At 61.3% G+C, this 17461-nt stretch carries 9 protein-coding genes and 4 tRNA genes; 9 read left to right on the top strand and 4 right to left on the bottom strand.

What is annotated here, in order from left to right:
* The first annotated feature begins 39 nt into the window (after nucleotides 1-39).
* The gene (gene msrB, locus OGL93_RS11895; RefSeq protein ID WP_263262847.1) at nucleotides 40-447 is read left to right on the top strand and encodes a peptide-methionine (R)-S-oxide reductase MsrB; all 408 of its coding nucleotides are present in this window, start codon (nucleotides 40-42) and stop codon (nucleotides 445-447) included.
* On the top strand, nucleotides 447-932 hold the full coding sequence (locus OGL93_RS11900; RefSeq protein WP_263262848.1) for a glutathione peroxidase: 486 nt from the start codon (nucleotides 447-449) through the stop codon (nucleotides 930-932). Before msrB ends, OGL93_RS11900 begins: the two co-directional genes overlap by 1 nt.
* A 29-nt stretch (nucleotides 933-961) precedes the next feature.
* Here OGL93_RS11900 and OGL93_RS11905 read toward each other — a convergent pair whose 3' ends face one another.
* A complete protein-coding gene (locus tag OGL93_RS11905; protein WP_263262849.1) occupies nucleotides 962-3280 on the bottom strand; it encodes a response regulator in 2319 nt (772 codons plus the stop codon).
* Nucleotides 3281-3406: 126 nt separating this feature from the next.
* Between OGL93_RS11905 and OGL93_RS11910 the strand changes: the two genes are divergently transcribed.
* Together OGL93_RS11910 and OGL93_RS11915 are read left to right on the top strand one after the other, a co-directional pair.
* Complete coding sequence (locus tag OGL93_RS11910) at nucleotides 3407-4297, top strand: ATP-binding protein (protein ID WP_263262850.1); 891 nt, start codon at nucleotides 3407-3409, stop codon at nucleotides 4295-4297.
* A complete protein-coding gene (locus tag OGL93_RS11915; RefSeq protein WP_263262851.1) occupies nucleotides 4294-4779 on the top strand; it encodes a GAF domain-containing protein in 486 nt (161 codons plus the stop codon). Before OGL93_RS11910 ends, OGL93_RS11915 begins: the two co-directional genes overlap by 4 nt.
* 77 nt (nucleotides 4780-4856) lie before the next feature.
* Here the strand turns inward: OGL93_RS11915 and OGL93_RS11920 are convergent, their stop codons facing one another.
* Complete coding sequence (locus OGL93_RS11920) at nucleotides 4857-5663, bottom strand: hypothetical protein (RefSeq protein ID WP_263262852.1); 807 nt, start codon at nucleotides 5661-5663, stop codon at nucleotides 4857-4859.
* 286 nt (nucleotides 5664-5949) lie between these two features.
* On the opposite strand from OGL93_RS11920, the gene OGL93_RS11925 reads away from it, so the two are divergent.
* The 5 genes from OGL93_RS11925 (at nucleotide 5950) to OGL93_RS11945 (ending at nucleotide 14323) form a co-directional block, all read left to right on the top strand.
* Nucleotides 5950-6025, top strand: a tRNA-Glu gene (locus OGL93_RS11925).
* A 2-nt stretch (nucleotides 6026-6027) separates the two neighbouring features.
* Nucleotides 6028-6103 (top strand) — tRNA-Gly (locus tag OGL93_RS11930).
* 92 nt (nucleotides 6104-6195) lie between these two features.
* Nucleotides 6196-6271, top strand: a tRNA-Glu gene (locus tag OGL93_RS11935).
* A 3-nt stretch (nucleotides 6272-6274) separates the two neighbouring features.
* Nucleotides 6275-6350: transfer RNA gene (locus OGL93_RS11940), tRNA-Gly, on the top strand.
* Nucleotides 6351-6673: 323 nt separating this feature from the next.
* Nucleotides 6674-14323, top strand: a complete 7650-nt coding sequence (locus OGL93_RS11945; RefSeq protein ID WP_263262853.1) for an RHS repeat-associated core domain-containing protein — start codon at nucleotides 6674-6676, stop codon at nucleotides 14321-14323.
* Between the two features lie 171 nt (nucleotides 14324-14494).
* Here OGL93_RS11945 and OGL93_RS11950 read toward each other — a convergent pair whose 3' ends face one another.
* Nucleotides 14495-14905: a PA2817 family protein gene (locus tag OGL93_RS11950; RefSeq protein WP_263262854.1), complete on the bottom strand. Its 411-nt coding sequence runs from the start codon at nucleotides 14903-14905 to the stop codon at nucleotides 14495-14497.
* Between the two features lie 66 nt (nucleotides 14906-14971).
* Entirely contained in the window at nucleotides 14972-17419 is a 2448-nt protein-coding gene (locus tag OGL93_RS11955; RefSeq protein ID WP_263262855.1) for an acyl-CoA dehydrogenase, read from the bottom strand.
* Between the last annotated feature and the right edge of the window lie 42 nt (nucleotides 17420-17461).

The following is a 17461-nucleotide window of genomic DNA, read 5'->3' on the forward strand; positions in this document are numbered from 1 at the left end:
AGCCACCTCCGGCGGATTTTCCGTAGCCGAGGTGAAGCCATGCAAACGACCGAAAAAACCCTTGAACAATGGCGTGAAATGCTTGACCCAGAGCAGTATCGGGTCTGCCGGCTGGCCGGCACCGAGCGCCCGTTCACCGGCAAATACAACACCGTCAAGACCACCGGGATCTACCACTGCATCTGCTGTGATGCAGCCTTGTTCGATTCGCACGCCAAATTCGACTCCGGCTGCGGTTGGCCGAGCTTTTACGAGCCGATCGGCGAACAGGCGGTGGTCGAGGTGCGCGACACCACCCACGGCATGATCCGCACCGAGGTGCGCTGTGCGTCCTGCAATGCTCACCTGGGCCATGTATTCCCCGATGGGCCACCGCCAACCGGCCTGCGTTATTGCATCAATTCGGTATGCCTGCAGCTGGTGACGTCGGAAGGGGAGCGGGTCTGATGGCGGCGCCTCTGTTGGACATTCCCTGCACCCTGATGTCTGGAACCCCTCGTACCTTGGCCGAGCTTCCAGCCCGGGCATACTTGGTGGTCAATACCGCGAGCAAATGCGGCTTCACGCCCCAATACCAGGGGCTGGAGCAACTGTGGCAGCGTTATCGGGATCGAGGGCTGGTGGTGCTGGGTTTCCCCTGCAACCAGTTCGGGGGGCAGGAGCCGGGGTCCGAATCGGAGATTTCGCAGTTCTGCGAACTGAACTTCGGGGTGACCTTTCCGCTGTTTCGCAAGGTGGATGTGAACGGCGAGCGGGCCCACCCCTTGTTTTCCGCGCTCAAGCACAAGGCCCCCGGGCTGCTTGGCACCACTCGGATCAAATGGAATTTCACTAAGTTCCTGGTCGATGCCTCCGGTGAGCGGGTCAAGCGTTTCGCCCCGACCACCCGGCCGGAGCGGCTCGAAGCTGACATCGAAGCCTTGCTGCGTTGACTGGGGCCTAGGCCGCGCCGGCGGGCCTGTCAGACCGGCCGGCGCGGCACCCAATGATCGATCATCCCGATCAATTCTTCGCGGCGGAACGGCTTGGCCAGGTAGTCGGTCATGCCCGCCGCCTTGCAGCGTTCGCGTTCCTCGGGCATCGCGTTGGCGGTCAGGGCGATGATCGGTAGCCCCTGCCAGCGCCCGCTTTCACGAATGCGCCGGGTGGCTTCGTAGCCATCCATCACCGGCATGTTGCAGTCCATCAACACCAGGTCAAAGGGCTGCCGCTCGAGGGCGGTGAGACCTTCCGCGCCGTTGATGGCCACTTCCACTTGGCAGCCGAGCTTGCTCAGCATGCCCTTGGCGACCAATTGGTTCACCGGGTTGTCCTCTACCAGAAGGATCCGTGCCTGGTGCAGGGGCGCGCCGTCGCGTGGGGCGGGCACTGGCGCGGGCGGTATGTGCTCGTCCAGGTGGCTGCGCATTAGGTCGAGCAGCGCGTGCCGGGCTAGCGGCCGGGCCATTTGTAGCATGGGCGCCAGGCTGGCCGTTCGTTCGGCGGGAAGGAAGTTTCCATAGGCAGTGACAAGCAGCAGAGGTGCTGACACGGCTGGGCGCAGCCGTGTCAGGCACTCCAGGCAGTCGGTGATCAACAGGTCGGGCTGCGCGCCTTCCAGCGACTCGTGGATGTCGAAACGGCGGTATTCCAAGCCCCACCGCGGGAGGTATTCGTCGAGCAATTCCGTGAGCCCGCTTTGCGCATTGCTCACGACCACGACCTTTCCCTCCAGCTTTGGCGCGGGGGCGGCCGGAGCATGAATGGGCAGGGGTAGGTCGGCGTAGAAGCGGCTGCCCAAGCCGGAGCGGGAGCTGATACTCAAGCGCCCGTGCATGGCCGTGCAGAGGTTGCTGGTCAGGGCCAGCCCCAGGCCGGTGCCACCGAACTGCCGGCTGATGGCGGCGCCAGCCTGGGTGAAGGGCTTGAAGATCTTGTTTTGCGCTTCGTCCGCAATGCCAATGCCCGTGTCTCTGACCTCGATGCGCACGTTCTCGCCAGCCATCTGCAGGCGCACGTCTACCCGGCCTTGACGCGTGAATTTAAGGGCGTTTGAGAGCAGGTTGCTGATGACCTGCCGGACCCGCATGGGGTCACCGATTACCTGTGCCGGGAAACCCGCCTGTACCAGGCAAGTCAGCTCCACTTCAGGGGCGGCATTCTGCGAAAACAGGCTGGCGGTGTCCTCCATGAGCACCGAAAGGTCAAAGGGAAGCTGCTCCAGTTCCAGTTGCCCGGCGTCGAACTTGGACAGGTCAAGGATATCGTTGAGCAGCTCCACCAGGACTTTCCCTGAATCATGGGCGATTGCCAGCTGCTGGCGCTGCTCGTTGGTCAGCGGGCTGTCCAGGGTCAAGGCGATCATGCCCAACAGGCCGTTGAGCGGCGTGCGGATTTCATGGCTCATATTGGCCAGAAACGCCGAACGCGCCTGGGCCATGTCCAGGGCGATGCGGCGGGCGACGTCCAGCTCCTGATTGGACTGGCTCAGGCTTTGGTTGCTGGCTTCAAGCTCGGTGGTGCGGGCCGAGACGATGCTTTCCAGCTCGTCCAGATAGGCGGTCAGGCGGTCTTCGGCGGCGCGTCGGTGGCGGATTTCAGCGGCAGTGCGGTCCAGCTGCTGATTGACCGTCTGCACCAGCACGCCTATCTCGTCGTGCTCATGACTGCGCGGGCAGGGTAGAAGCTTGGGATCCGGCACCTCGGGGCTGGCGCGGCTAAGGTGATCCACCACCGTTACCAAGGGTTTGGTCAGCATGAAATAGAACATCACGAGCAAAATCGCGGTGAACAACGTGGTGCGAAGGAAACCACTGATCAGGGTCACCTCCGCCCGCTCGATGAACCGCCCCCCAAGGGAGGCGGTATCGACGGCCACGCTTAAGGTGCCCAGGTTCTCCTGCGGCAGGTGCTCGAGGAACAGGTTGGTTTCGACCTCAAGGCTTCGGCCGAAGAGGGCGTCGGTAATGGGCCGGTAGGAGGCTTCGATGCGTGGCCGCTCGACCTCGGCCAATAGGGTGCCTTCGTTGTCGGTCAGGCGCGCGCCTATGATCGATTCGGACCGCAGCAGCCCGCGGGTCAGCTCCAGCGCCAACTCCCGGTCGATGTTATAGGCGATTCGGGAGGCCGGGTTCTGGCTGATTTCCAGCAGCGAGGCAATCTGACGTTTGAGCAGATCGCGGCTGCTGGCATAATCGAGCGATATCTGCACAACGCTCAGCAGCGTGCCCAGGATCAGGCCTACCACCACGGTCAGTCGCGCTTGTTTATAGGACAATCGGTGGTTGAACTTGATGCCCATGGGTACCGCGCTGTTTTCCTTGATGATGCACCCTCCAGCATAGTCAATGGGTCGCCAAGCGGCCCTGCGGCCCCAGAGGGCGTGTCCTGCATCCTGTATAGCGCTTGTCGGCGCTGAGGTGAAGTTGTGGACTCTCGTTTGTATACCTTTCTTGAGCGAGCCGAAGCGATGTTGGCTCGCCTGGAACCTTTGCTCCCGGCGCCGCGCCCCCTTCTCGAGTGGGGCGCCACGCTTGCCGCGCGCTGGCAGCGTGATAGCCGGGGCGGTTATCTGCTGCCGCTCGAGGTCAGCCTGGATATTCGCCTCGATGACCTGCGTGGCGTGGACAAACAACGCGAACAGCTACAGCGCAACACCCGCCAGTTCATCGACGGCTTGCCCGCCAACCATGCACTGCTGTGGGGCGCGCGGGGCACCGGCAAGTCCTCGCTGGTACGTGCCCTGCTCGCCGAGTACGCCAGCAAGGGGCTACGCCTGATCGAAATCGAACGTGATCACCTGGCTGACTTACCGCGCGTGGTGGAGCAGTTGCAGGCGCTGCCGCAACGTTTCGTGCTCTTTTGCGATGACCTTTCCTTCGAAGCGGGGGAGGGCGACTATCGGGTGCTAAAGAGCGTGCTCGACGGTTCGCTGGAACAAGCACCGGAAAACGTGTTGTTGTACGCAACCTCGAACCGCCGTCACCTGGTGCCCGAAAAACAAAGCGACAACGACAACTGGGTACGCGTGGAGGGTGAGCTGCACCCCAGCGAGGCGGTGGAAGACAAGATCGCTTTGTCTGACCGCTTCGGGTTGTGGCTGTCGTTCTATCCCTTCACCCAGGAACACTACCTCAACGTAGTAGAGCACTGGGTTGACCAACTGGCGCGCAAGGCTGGCCTTGCCTGGGCGCGGGACCCGGCGTTCGACGTGCTGGCGGTTCGCTTCGCCACTTCGCGCGGTAACCGAAACGGTCGCTGCGCCTACCAATTCGCTCGCTATTGGGTGGGCTTGCAAATGCTGGAGGCTGAACAATGATCGACCTGCAATCCACCGGTGACGGCCTGCAGGGGTATTCCCTGCTGTGCGCGCAACTCGAAGCCTTGCTGGCCGGGGAGCGAGACTTCGTTGCGAATGCAGCGCAGATGTCGGCGTTTCTGTATAGCGAGCTGCCGGACCTGAACTGGGCAGGCTTTTATCTGAACCGGGGCGAAGAGCTGGTGCTGGGGCCGTTCCAGGGCAAGGTTGCCTGCGTGCGTATCCCGTTCGATAAGGGCGTATGCGGGGCCGCGGCACGCACCCGTGCCACACAGCGGGTCGAGGATGTGCATGCATTCCCGGGCCACATCGCATGTGACAGTGCCTCGAACAGCGAGCTGGTGGTGCCGCTGGTCAAGGATGGCGCGTTGATCGGGGTCTTGGACTTGGACAGCCCTCGGATAGGGCGCTTCGGCGAGCAAGATGAGGCTGGCGTGGAGCAGTTGGTAGAGATTTTCCTGCGGGCAACGGATGTAGGGTAGGGGCGGGTCGCCAGCCCGCGAACCCGCTTGGTCACGGTTCGCGGGCTGGCGCCATGACCAGCAGAATCAGGTGAGCGTCAGTCGTAGATTGCCTTTTTCTTCCACTGGGTTTCGTCTTCGGTTTCCTTCAAGCCCGCTGTGAGCTCATTCTCGTCGCCGTCGTTTGCCTGGATCTTGTTCAATACCAGGGCATCGGCACGCGCGACCATCTTTTGCGCGTAGGCCAATTGCTCGCTGTACACAGCAGGGTCGGGCTGTTTTTTCAGATACTGCACAGCGCGTTCGTAGGCCAGGCGAGCGTGGCCTGGGTCAGCATCTTGGAAGGCTTGCTGGCCCAGATTATTGAAGTATTCGAGGTGAAGCTGCACCAGTAACCCACGGATGACGTTCGCCCAATGTCGAGATTCGCCAGGCTTGAAGATCCCTTCTTGCGCCGCGCGAAGAATCTGGTGATGCAGCGCTTCAATCAGAAAGCTGACTTCCTTGGCCTGGGCTTCGGTCACGATTGGAGTGGCCGGGTTCTTTACCTCGACCTTTTCCTTGCCCTTCTCGCCATCCTCTTCACCGTCGCCCTTGCCGCTGTTCATGTCCAGCTCGAGCTCGGCCAGCCGTTCCTTGAGGTCTACATTGGACTTATCCAACGCCAACGCCCGCTTGACCACATTGTGTTCAAGCCGGTGCATCAGCATCTTCAACTCAGGGGTGGTGAACTGGCCGGGGAAGCGCTCGTTGATTTCCGCACAGCGACGCAGCCGATCCTTGAGCTCATGGCCGAGGCGTATTTTTTCCGCTTTGTTGGCTTCCACTGCGTTATTGAGGAAGCCGATAGCGATGAGTATCGCGACCCCCGCTATCACCATTGCAGCGATCATCATATGCGTCACGGGGCTGACCTCGTTCGTACTAATAGCATGAGTGTAGTGGCTGCCTCGCTACCCTGATAGCACAGCCCATCGCGCCAGCGCCTTGGCTGGGCGCTTGATTATGCGCGTGGGTTGCCGGCTGGCATAGCCCTGGCCAGGGTGAGGACGCCCGGTGCGCGCCCGAAGCTATTGATTTGAATAATTTTTTCGGGAGGGGTTGACGAGGGTGGAAACCGCCCCTAGAATGCGCGCCACTTGCAGCGTAAAGCGCTAAGCTAGGCGTCGCAAGGAGTGAATGTTGTAGTGTGTCCCCTTCGTCTAGTGGCCTAGGACACCGCCCTTTCACGGCGGTAACAGGGGTTCGAGTCCCCTAGGGGACGCCATTGCGGGAATAGCTCAGTTGGTAGAGCACGACCTTGCCAAGGTCGGGGTCGCGAGTTCGAGTCTCGTTTCCCGCTCCAGTTTACAGTGGTAGCGCCTTAGGCGATGCCGGTAAAATCCGAAGCCCTCGGGCTGCGGTTGCTGAAACAGCCGAAGGTTGTTTCGGGCAGTTGTCCCCTTCGTCTAGTGGCCTAGGACACCGCCCTTTCACGGCGGTAACAGGGGTTCGAGTCCCCTAGGGGACGCCATTTGCGGGAATAGCTCAGTTGGTAGAGCACGACCTTGCCAAGGTCGGGGTCGCGAGTTCGAGTCTCGTTTCCCGCTCCAAATATCGATCTACGGCGTTTTCATGAGCGTTTGTAGATACCCCAAAAAAAGACGCCTAGGCGTCTTTTTTTCGTTTTCCGCGCGCCATACCTAGCCCCCAGCCACTCGATTTAAGCACAGCGATTGCGCAGGCTTTGCACTATTTATCGTGCCAAGGATGCCAAGTTGCGCATGTGCGTGCTTGTTGCAACCTAGCAGTTTTGTCAGTTGTTCATTCGCCAAGCCGGACGTTTGATAGGCCATCGGCTCAACGAGGGCGCATCCATCGATGCTGTTGCCATCTGAGTTGATCCGCCCTGTCAGCCTCAGCAAGGAGATGATCCATGGCCACCGCAAGCACCGCCGCAGCCCCAGCGGCTCAAACCATCGCGCCCACCCCCGTACCCTTCAGGATCACCACCCAGCCCGATGGCTATTTGCCGGATATGAAGGGCTTTACCCTGCAACGTTTGGGCTCGCTGGAAAAGGGCTGGCACAGCCTCTGCCCGATCGAGGGCGGGCGTGACCTGATCAAGGGAGAAGTCATCAGCGCGTGCCAGGTTCGCGAGCGGGACGGCGAGATGGTCAGGGTCGACTACACGGCCATAGAGGGCACCTTGAAGAAAGATCAGTGGCCGCAAGCGTTCGCCAAGTACATTGTCGAGCACGGCAAGGGGCTGAGTGCCGGAGGTTGGAACGCGCAGGGCGGCCTGACCTGTGAGGGCACGGAGCAACTGCGTTTGTGGTGCCGCAACCCCTTCAGGGCCTTCAGTACAGCACCCTTCGCCAGCAATTTGGTGCAAGCGCTGGCCTGCGACGACCAGTACGCGCTGGCGAATGGGCAGAGCCTATGCCTGCAGGTACGCGACCTTAACACTCAACACCTGTATGAACACCACGTGTTCATGCCCTCCAGCGCCCAGACGGGCAAGGCCTGGTCCAAGGCACTTTGTGAGCAGATCAATCGGGACAGCCAACTGGTGCGTGCGGGCGTGCTGGATGCCAACGCCTGCGCTGTGGCGCCCGCGGCAAAGGGCAATGCGTTTTGGGTCGGGCAGTGCGCCCGTTTGAGCGTGACCCTGGCCGAAGTGAACTGGTGGCCCGCCCAGGTGCTGGAGGGCGCACAACCATTGACCGGCGGACAGCCTCTGCAGGCCTGGGCCTACGATGCGTACTCCCACCGCCTGCTCGACAGCTTTAGCTGGACGCCGACCGAGGCCCAAGCCAAGGCGAACAATTGGTTGGAAGCCTGGGCGACGGCGCTCAACCAGTCACCCTTGGGCCGCTGGTTGTGCGCCAGTGCCGAACAACCGACAGGCGCGGCAACGGGGCTGGCCAAGGCCAAGCAACTGACCCTGTGGCAGCGTGGGGAAGGGGTGCGGGTGTTTACCTCGTTGCCTGGCGCTGATAACTGGGTGGCCGGCCCGCGGTTAGGCTCGGTGTGGAACACGGCTAACGACGCGGTATTGATCACGCTGCGTCACCCCTTCAGTCGGCAGTTGCTGGGGCATGAAGTGTTCCTGGCCAAGGGGCTGGCCGACCAGGGCGCATGGGAAGGGGCCTTGGCCAAGGCCATTGGGGATAAACAGTGGCCTGAACTGCGGGTCGGCCGCGAAGGGCCTGATGGCCAGCTAACCGAGGGCGATGCAGGGCAGGGCGCCTGGCACGCGTGGCAGCCGCGCTACGCCGGATTGTTGATCGAGCTGAAAAACCTGGGGGACAGCAGCACTTGGTCGACTGGTCGGTTAGGCAAGTACCTGCTCGACACGGACGTGAGTGGTAGTAAAACAACCACCAGTTTGCTGTCCCTGTCGCAAGTCGAAGCCTCGACGCGGTCCTACCGCGAAGGCTGTGCCTTGCTCTACATCACCAAATGTAGTCATGAGTTGGTATTTCGCCTTAGCACTGAAGCGCGGGCCAAAGGTTACCGCGTAGCGGACTGCTATCGGGAAACGAGCACAACTTACGCTTCCAAATTCGCAAAGAGCGACATCGCCGTGCGTTCGGTCACCAGTGACACCATTACTTGGGGCAAGGGCCGTGGCCGAGCGGCCTTCAAGCTGGTGCTGGACTACCCGGACACTAGCCGTGATGCCACACAGCTCACGGTCGGCCACGTGGGTTACCTGGACGACCACTACCTGTGGCGAAACCTGACAGAGGTGAAATTTACGCCGCCCGCCGCCTTGGAGCCCTACGCGCCAAGCAGCCCGCTGTGCGAGGACTATGGCAATACGCTCGGCTCCGAGGTGTTCGATGCCGGCGGCGAAAGTGAAACCGGCGTCGATTCGCGTACCGGGATGTTCCACGCCCACTTCCCGGTGGCAACGTTGCAGGGGCTGGCGGGTCGCGGCCCGGTGTGCGAGCTGACCCTGCATTATTCCGCCCTGCGCGGTAATGAGGGCGGCCTGGGCGACGGTTGGGCCTGGCGCTTCGCCAGCCTGGACACCCGCGACAGGCGATTGACGCTCGCTGACGGCATGACGATCACCTTCACCGATGAGGAATGGACCCAATTGGGCAATGGCGCTCGCCTAGAGAAGCAGCCTTGCTTTATCCGCAGTAACAAGGATCACAGCCAATTTACCCTAGACCTGCCCAGCGGGCGCCAGGAAATCCTCAGCAAGCCCGCTGCCCCGGGCAGCGATGAGATTGAACCTAACGACGAGTTCCGCCAGGAAGTTATTCGACTATTTAAGGCGATCAAAGCCAAGTCCAAGCCGGAGTTTCCCGCCAAGCTCTCCGGTGCGACACAGCGGGCGCTGGCGGTTATTTGCCCACTTGGCTACACCGCAGGTGCCGCGGCTGATTACAACGCAGCGCTGAAAGCGTGGAAGGGTAAAACCAAGGAGATCGACGAGCACATTGCCTATTACCAGCGGCCATTTGCCCAGTTGCTGCCGTCCAGCATTGTGTCGCCCTATGGCGAGTCCTTGGCGTTGAGTTGGAAGCGCCAGCAGGGGCAATTTCTGCTGGTGAAGGTCAGCAGTGGCGAGGTCGAACTGTTCAAGGCCAGCTACAGCCCGGCTGAAGTGACGATGGAGATCTGGCCGACCAGCGCCCAGGAAACGTTCAAGCTGACCTTGCGCTTGGAAGATTATCTGCTGAGAACCTTCAAGCGTACCCAGGGTGAAAGTGAAGCGTTGCAGGTACTACAGCAAGTGGACTGTGATTATGCGCAGGATCCGACCCTGGATCGGGTGCTCTACCGGCTGCAAGAGCTGGACGGTTCCGTGGAGCGTGTGGAGTGGGAAGCCAAGGCAGTGGCCTTCTCGGATGGGCGCCCGGCCTTGCCCAGGGTAGATCGCCATGTGCTGATCCCAGGCGGTGGTGCAGAAAATACTGTCGTCGGGTTCAGTTACAAGGGCAGTTTTGTCGAAAATGCTATTTATGCGGTGACTACGCACAGCCAGGGGATGAAGCAGTCAAAACGTTATACAAGAAAAGGTGAAATGATCAGCAATGCCCGATCAAGCGTGGGAAGGCTCGATATAAGCTTTCAAAAGGACAGTAAGTCGAGCGGTGAAATAGTAAATTTAGCTATAGCCTTGCAGAAGGGTTTAGAGTTTCGAAATTTTTTTAAGGGAGTAGAGGATCAGTTGGAAAGTTTATCCTTTTTCCTTAAGGAGAAAGATATAGAAGCGACTGCTGCTCGTTTCGATAAAGTGGTTGCTCTATGGGCTGAGAGGGAGGCCGATCACGCGACGTGGGCTGAAGCCCGGGCTGATGATTACTATCATGTAGATAGGAAGAGACTTTGGAGTTGGCTGCGGGGAACGGCTCACTATCAAACCTCAGTTTTTTACGCAGAAGAGGAATATAAGTTTGAGGAGGCAATGTCTGAAGAAGAAATGTTTGAGGAAGCTAAGCCAGCATCGGCTTCGCTAGATTTCGGTGTAAGGAGTTACGAACTCCTGCTGATGAAGTCCTTGTTCTCTGCCGTTGGGAAACGTGTTGGCGCTGAGGTGATGACGCTTAATAGGTTTGAGCTAATTTGGTTATTGTCTTTAGAACAATTGCGGCGGCAATCAGAACTGGAAGATCATGAGCTGTTGGCCGTTCTTGAAACTTCCGATATGGCTGGTTTGTCAACCAATGAGGAGAAAAGAGCTGCAGTGGAGAGTTATCAACTTTTTAGAAGTATAGGCCGTTGGTTACAGTTGCAGGATGATTCCTCTTGGAATAAGGGAGGGTTTTTTGCATTTGCCGAAATGGTTCGTGGTCTTGAGTTCGTGCATGACAATCCTGATTTTTTACCGAGTAATGATGCTCAAGGTGAAAATTTTTTCGAATTGCACAAACAACAGATTCAATATACCTCAGCACATACCGTTCAAAAAATCACCACCTCAGACGGTCACACGACGCACCGGTGCTACTACGACGGTAAAGGCAGCAATACCCTCGTCCCGGCGCTGATCAAGGATTTCAAGGATTTCCCCCACCTCTCCTGCCCAGCCATTCCCCCCGAAGCGGCTGCCCCGCTGATGGCCGAGTACCAGTGCGACGCCCATGGCAATCCCTTAGGCCTGACGCTCTACGGCTATCGTTCGGTCAAGCGCAACGAGCGCCACCTGCTGGAAGCCTCGCACATCGTCACGGTGGAGGGCCTCAAAGCCACGCTTACCGATGACACCTTCGATGCAAGCACCGCCTGGGCGATGGCGGACCCCAACCAGAACGCTCTCTGGCGAGTGCGTAACACCACGACCTCCGAACCCACCGCCAAGACCAACAACGAAGGCTGCAAGGTCAGCACCTGGGCCATTACCGACATCCAAACTACCGCCGTGGGCGACCAGCGCTTGCAGGTGACCACTGTCCAGCAGTTCGAGGACAACCCCAGCAGCACGTATGCCGGCCTGCAGGTCAGCACAACCGTGACCACCGCCGCTGGCACTGAGCTGGTCAGCCGCGAAATCCGTTCGCGCTTTAGTCGCCGCTGTCTGAGCAAGACCGCCCGCGAGGTGGAAACCCACTTCCGGCGCGACGGCTTGGGCCGTGTCGTGGAACAGACACGCTACCGTTTCAAGCCCAATGGCATCCGTGACGACGCCTCTAAAAGCAGTACGGCCACCGCCTTCGCCATTGAGCAAGACAGCCTCACGGCCTTGACCACCTTGCCCAACGGGAGCCAGCACCGTGACTGGCTCGATGGCCTGCAACGCGTGGTGCGCAGCGAGTTGCGGCGCACGCCGAGCGACCCCTTCGTACCGCTGCTGCACAAAGTGCTGCGCGGCACAGCCGATGACGACCCACTGGTGGACCAGGAATGGGACTACCTGCCGGGCGGCCAAGCGCTGTGCGAGCCCCTGCAATCGGTACAACTGCCAGGGCAGCAAGCCTGGAGCCGTGACCTGCTCGATAGTGCCGGCACGGTCGAACGCGGCCTTGGCGCGCAGACGCTGCTGCGCAGCACCAGCACCCTGGAAACCCTCGCCAACGGCCACCTGACCCGCCGCGAAACCCTGGCCAGCACCACGGGCATCGAACGGGCAGGCGTTCTTCGTGAGTTCGATGTCAACGGTCGGTTGATCCGACTCACGCAAACGGTGGATGGCACGGCGCGCGAGCACGTCCTGACCCGTGACGAGCTAGGCCGGGTGACCCGACAGGATCGGCCGGATGGTTACTCCGTGCTGCGTACCTACCACGGCATGAGCACCCACGTGACCGAGCTGAGGGTGTGCAAGCACGGTGAAGCCGCGTCCGCTGGCCAGCTCATCGCGACCCAAGACGTCGACAGCCTCTCCACCCTTGGCAAACGCAAGGTGGGTACCCGGCAGTACCGCTTCGAGGGCGATAACGTCACCCTCCCGGACAACACTCAGTTGAACCTGTCCGAAACCCGTGAGGGTGGCACATACCAGGCGGGCACGGAGACACTGTCAAGCGTTAGCCGCAGCGGCGCGGTCACTACCCTGGCCAGTGATGGCGAAGCGCAGCAGGGTTCGGAGCTGAAGGCCGGGCCGTGGCAATACAGCCTGACCGCCAGCCTGTTGCCAGGGCAGCAGCGGCTGAACGAGACCACGCTCCGGGGCCAACGCCAAGGCAGCCATTGGCAAACCTTGCGTGGCGTCACGGTCGCCTCGCTGCGCGCCGATGGGCATTGGGAGCGCTCGTTCGTGGACCATGACGGCCGCCTGCTACGCAGTTGGCATGACCATCAGGACGTCGTCCACCGCCATGATGACCACGGCAGGTTGGTGGAGCGCCGGGTACAGGCCACTCAAGCGAATGCGCAGTGGCAGGTGAACAGTGACTACGACCTGTTCGGGCAGGAAATCCAACGCGCCTTCAGCCATAACGGCAAGCCGGTCTTTGCCCAGCAACTGCAGTGGCGAAGCGACGGCCAGTTACTCGCCAAACACAGCGGGCAGCCGGGCAAGCAGGTGCGCAGCGAACGCTTCGACTATGACAGCCTCGATCGCCTGATCGCCTACACCTGCGAGGCCGATACCGACCAGTACCGCCCCCGTACCGAGCAGGGCAAGCCGGTCAAGGCGCAGCGCTTTGAGTGGGATGCGTTGAGCAACCTGAAAACCTGTACCACGACCCACGCGGATGACACCAAGCGCACCCAGGTGTTTACCTACGACGCGGACAACCCCACGCGGCTGAAGGCCGTCACCACGGATGGAGCCAGCGTAGAACTCACGCACAATGCCAACGGCTACCAGACGACGGACGGGCACAAGCGCGTCCTCGGGTACAACGCCGGCGGCCAACTGACCCAGGTCAGCGATGCCGATGGCTGCGTCCGCAGCCGTTACGCCTACGATGGCTACCAGCGCCTGGCTGCCCAGTACGTGGCGGAAGACGCCAGCACCCGTGAACTGCGCTATGCCGGCGACACGCTGATCGGCGAGGACTGGTTCGACACCGCTGGCAAACTGACACGCCAGCGCAGCATCGCCCCGGGGTTGGCCGAGTATGAAGCCAACGCGGTGAGCTGGCTGATCGATGACCCGCAGTGTGGTGTCGCCGGGCAGTTCAACCAGGCCGGGCTGCAATTGACACCGCTGCTGCCCTTCGGTGAGGGCAAAACGTTGACGGGCCTGGGCTACAACGGCATGCGCCGTGATCCGGTGACCGGCGATTACCACGCCGGCAATGGCTACCGCTGCTACGACCCGTCCTTGTACCGACATGCCCAGCCAGACTGGCGAAGCCCCTTTGGCGAAGGTGGGATCAACGACTACGTGTATTGCCCGGACCCGGTGAACCTGCACGACCCCAGTGGCGCGATCATGCTTAGCCGCTGGGGGCGTCAGTCGGGAATATTGGCCAGCGTGGAGCAAAGCCTGCGCGATACCCAACCCTTCCCGGTGGGCAGCCGTTGGCGTGGCATTGCCTTCTCCGCCGCGCTCACGGTGATTGGCTTCGGGGCGTCGATCCTCACCGGGGGTACCGCATCGATGCTGGTGTTTGCCGCGCTCACCACGCTAAGTGTGGCCTCGTTGGGGTTGGAGATTGCCGCCGTGCTGGTGGAGGACAGCGACCCCAAGCTGGCCAGGAAGTTGTCGATCGCCTCGACCGTGACGGGGGTGTTGTCCATCGGCAATTTTGCCGGTGCCTTCAAGCAGGCGGCCAATCTACTGCGCTCGGCAGCTAGGGTGTCGGCGCGCTTGCTCAAAGGCGCGGTGAAAATGGGGTGGCGGGTATTACTCAAATGGGGCAGCAGTGGTTTTGTAAAAACCTACCGCTACCTGCGGGACGCGAGCAAAGCGGCCAAAGCCGCCCAGGCCAGTGCCCGAGCGGCGACCAGAGTGAGCCAGGCGAAAGTGACCGACGTGCTGGGGGATCTAATCACGCCCAAGTTTGCCGTGGTTGAGAGTGATGCCGTACAAAAATTGCTGACGGGTAACAGGTATCAGCTGCTAACCGGTTGGCAGGCAAAGCTGCCCGCGAAGGTCACGCAAATGCCGGAGTTCGTGCGGACCATGGCAGAAACGGTTGAGACGGCAGATCAGGCTCAGGAAATCTTCGGCTAAAGCCTATAGGCGCACGTGGCTGGCAATGGCTCAGGAGTAATGGGTCATTGCACTGCGCCGTGTTTAGCCTGCACATCCATCTGCCTGAAGCGGAGCAAACCCCGCTTCAGCGGATGAAAACCCAGGCGCCTGTACGGTATGCATTGCAAGGAAGGCGCTTCTTGTCGGCAATCAGTGCCTGGGGCCTTCGTTGGGCAGCGCCAGCAGTTGTTTTTCCTGGGTCCAATCGAAAGGTTCGTCGTTCTGCTCTGCGTAATAACGCCGTTCTTCGAGCTGCTGGTAAAGGTCGATCTCGTCGTCGGGCATGTAGTGCAGGCAGTCCCCGCCAAAGAACCACAACAGGTCGCGTGGCACCAGGTGGGCGATCTGGGGGTAGCGGGTGATGACCTGGCAAAGCAGTTCCTGGCCCAGGTATTGGCTCTCTTGCTCGTCCTCGGCCAGCGCGCTCAGCAACTCGTCGAAGCGTTCCACAAACAGCTCATGGCTTTCTTCAGGCACCTGCTCAGCTTCGCCCAAAGCCACAAGGATGCCACGCAGGTGACGCAACAGCGCCAGGTGATGCTCGACGATGGGGTTAGCCACGGGGACGTCTCCGGTTTGAAGGGCGCGGCAGTATAAGCGTCGCCGCGCCCATTGTCCCGGCCGGTCTCAGCGCACCTGCCCTTCGGTACGTCGCAGTTGCTCAGGTGCGAAGTCGTCCACGTCGATGACCCGGCGCCGTGCCGCTTCGGCTTCACGCAGCATTTGCCCCTCCCCAAGTTGGAGCAGGCCACTGTCCACCGCGGCATCGATCAACGACTGTCCTGGAGCGGGAGCCAGCTGCCCGGCCTTCAGCGCGGTGTGCAGCTTGTGTTGTACAGGAGCGGCCTTGGCCAGCACATCATAGGCTGCGCGCAGGTTGCCTACTGGGTCCTGCGTGTCGATGGGGCGGTAGCACCCTTCCAGCAGCGCTTCGAGCGCCGGATCGCCCTCGGCACGGCCAAGGATCTCGGCCACCTGTGCTTCCAGCCGATCGCTCGGGCCGCAATGGCGCCGGCCCAGCGGGAACACCACCAGTTTCAGCAGGCCCCCGAGCAGGCGGTTGGGGAAGTTGTCCAGCACCCCGGCCAGCGCCGCCTCGGCCTTGCCCAGGCTCTCCTCGAGCGCCCAACACAGCAACGGCGTCAAATGCGCGGGGGATTGCTGGTCGTGGTAACGCTTGAGGGCGGCGCAAGCGAGGTACAGGTAGCTGAGCACGTCGCCCAGGCGTGCCGAGAGCCGCTCCTTACGCTTGAGGCTGCCCCCAAGCAGCATCATGCTCAGGTCCGCAAGCAGCGCAAACGCGGCGGCAAGCCGATCCAAGGCACGGAAATAGCCCTGGCTGAGACCGTCGCCTGGGTGCCGCTCCAAGTGCCCGATGCCCAGCCCCAGCAATAGCGTGCTGGCGGCATTGCCGGCAGCGAAGCCCAGATGCTTCATCAGCACCTCATCGAAGGCTTCCAGCGCTTCGGGCCCGTCACCTTGGCTGGCGATGGCCATTTCCTTGAGCACAAAGGGATGGCAGCGGATCGCGCCCTGGCCAAAGATCATCAGGTTGCGCGAAAGAATGTTGGCGCCTTCGACCGTGATGTAAATGGGCGCGCCCGCCCAGTTACGCGCCAGGTAGTTATTGGGCCCAGCAATGATGCCCTTGCCGCCGTGCACATCCATCGCGTGGGTGAGGGATTCGCGCCCGCGTTCGGTGAGGTGGTATTTGAGAATGGCCGAGAGCACCGACGGCTTTTCTCCAAGGTCGACGGCGCCCGCGGTCAGAATCCGCGCGCTGTCCATCAGCCAGGCATTGCCGCCGATGCGCGCCAGGGATTCCTGAATGCCTTCGAAGGCAGCCAGCGGCACGTTGAACTGCTCGCGGATGCTCGTGTACCGCCCAGTCACCAGGCTGCTGTATTTGGCCACGCCCGTGCCCACCGCGGGCAGCGAGATCGAGCGCCCCACAGAGAGGCAATTCATCAGCATCATCCAGCCCTTGCCGAGCATGGCCGGGCCGCCGATCAGCGCGCTCAAGGGCACAAACACGTCCTTGCCGTGGTTGGGGCCGTTCATGAAGGCAGCCCCCAGGGGCACGTGGCGGCGGCCGATATTTACGCCGGGTGTATCGGTCGGAATCAACGCCAGGCTGATACCCAGCTCTTCCTGGTCGCCCAGCAGGTGGTCCGGGTCATACGCCTTGAAGGCAAGCCCCAGCAAGGTGGCGACCGGGCCTAGGGTGATGTAGCGCTTCTCCCAGGTCAGGCGCAGGCCAAGCACTTCCTCTCCCTGCCACTGGCCGCGGCAGACGATGCCGACGTCTGGCATGGCACCGGCGTCGGACCCTGCCAGCGGCCCGGTAAGGGCGAAACAGGGCACTTCCTCACCCCGGGCCAGCCGAGGCAGGTAATGGTTGCGCTGCTCATCAGTGCCGTAGTGCAACAGCAACTCGGCGGGCCCAAGGGAGTTAGGCACCATGACCGTGGAGGCAAGATCGCCGCTGCGGGTCGCCAGTTTCATCGCGACCTGCGAGTGAGCATAGGCCGAGAATCCCTTGCCGCCATACTGGGTGGGAATGATCAGCGCGAAGAAGCCGTTCTGCTTGATGTAGTCCCATGCTTCGGCGGGCAGGTCCATGTCCTGGCCGACCTGCCAGTCGCTGACCATGGCGCAGAGGGTCTCGGTAGGGCCGTCGATAAACGCTTGTTCTTCAGCGGTCAGGGTGGCGGCGGGGTAGTTGAGCAGGGTGTGCCAGTCCGGCCGACCGCTGAACAACTGCGCATCCCACCACACTGTGCCAGCTTCGATGGCCTCGCGTTCTGTGCTGGACATCGGCGGCAGGGTACGCTTCAGCCAGCCGAACATAGGCCGGGTGAACCACTGCCGGCGCAGGCCATGACAGGCCACAAAGGCCGCGACACCTGCCAGCACCAACCAGAACACCGCTAGCAGCAGCCGTGGGGTGTGGCTGAACAGCCCCAATCCCAGCAGGTAGATGGCCACGATCCCTAGCGCGGGCAAAGGTGACAGCCGCCTGTGCGTTAACCAGGCAATGCCGAACAACAGGATCAACACACCGAAACCCCACATAAGCTCCCTCCTTAAAGGTGGGGCCAGGTCAGCGCCTGCTCG

The organism is Pseudomonas sp. RIT-PI-S (assembly GCF_025642975.1).
Classification (GTDB): Bacteria; Pseudomonadota; Gammaproteobacteria; order Pseudomonadales; family Pseudomonadaceae; genus Aquipseudomonas.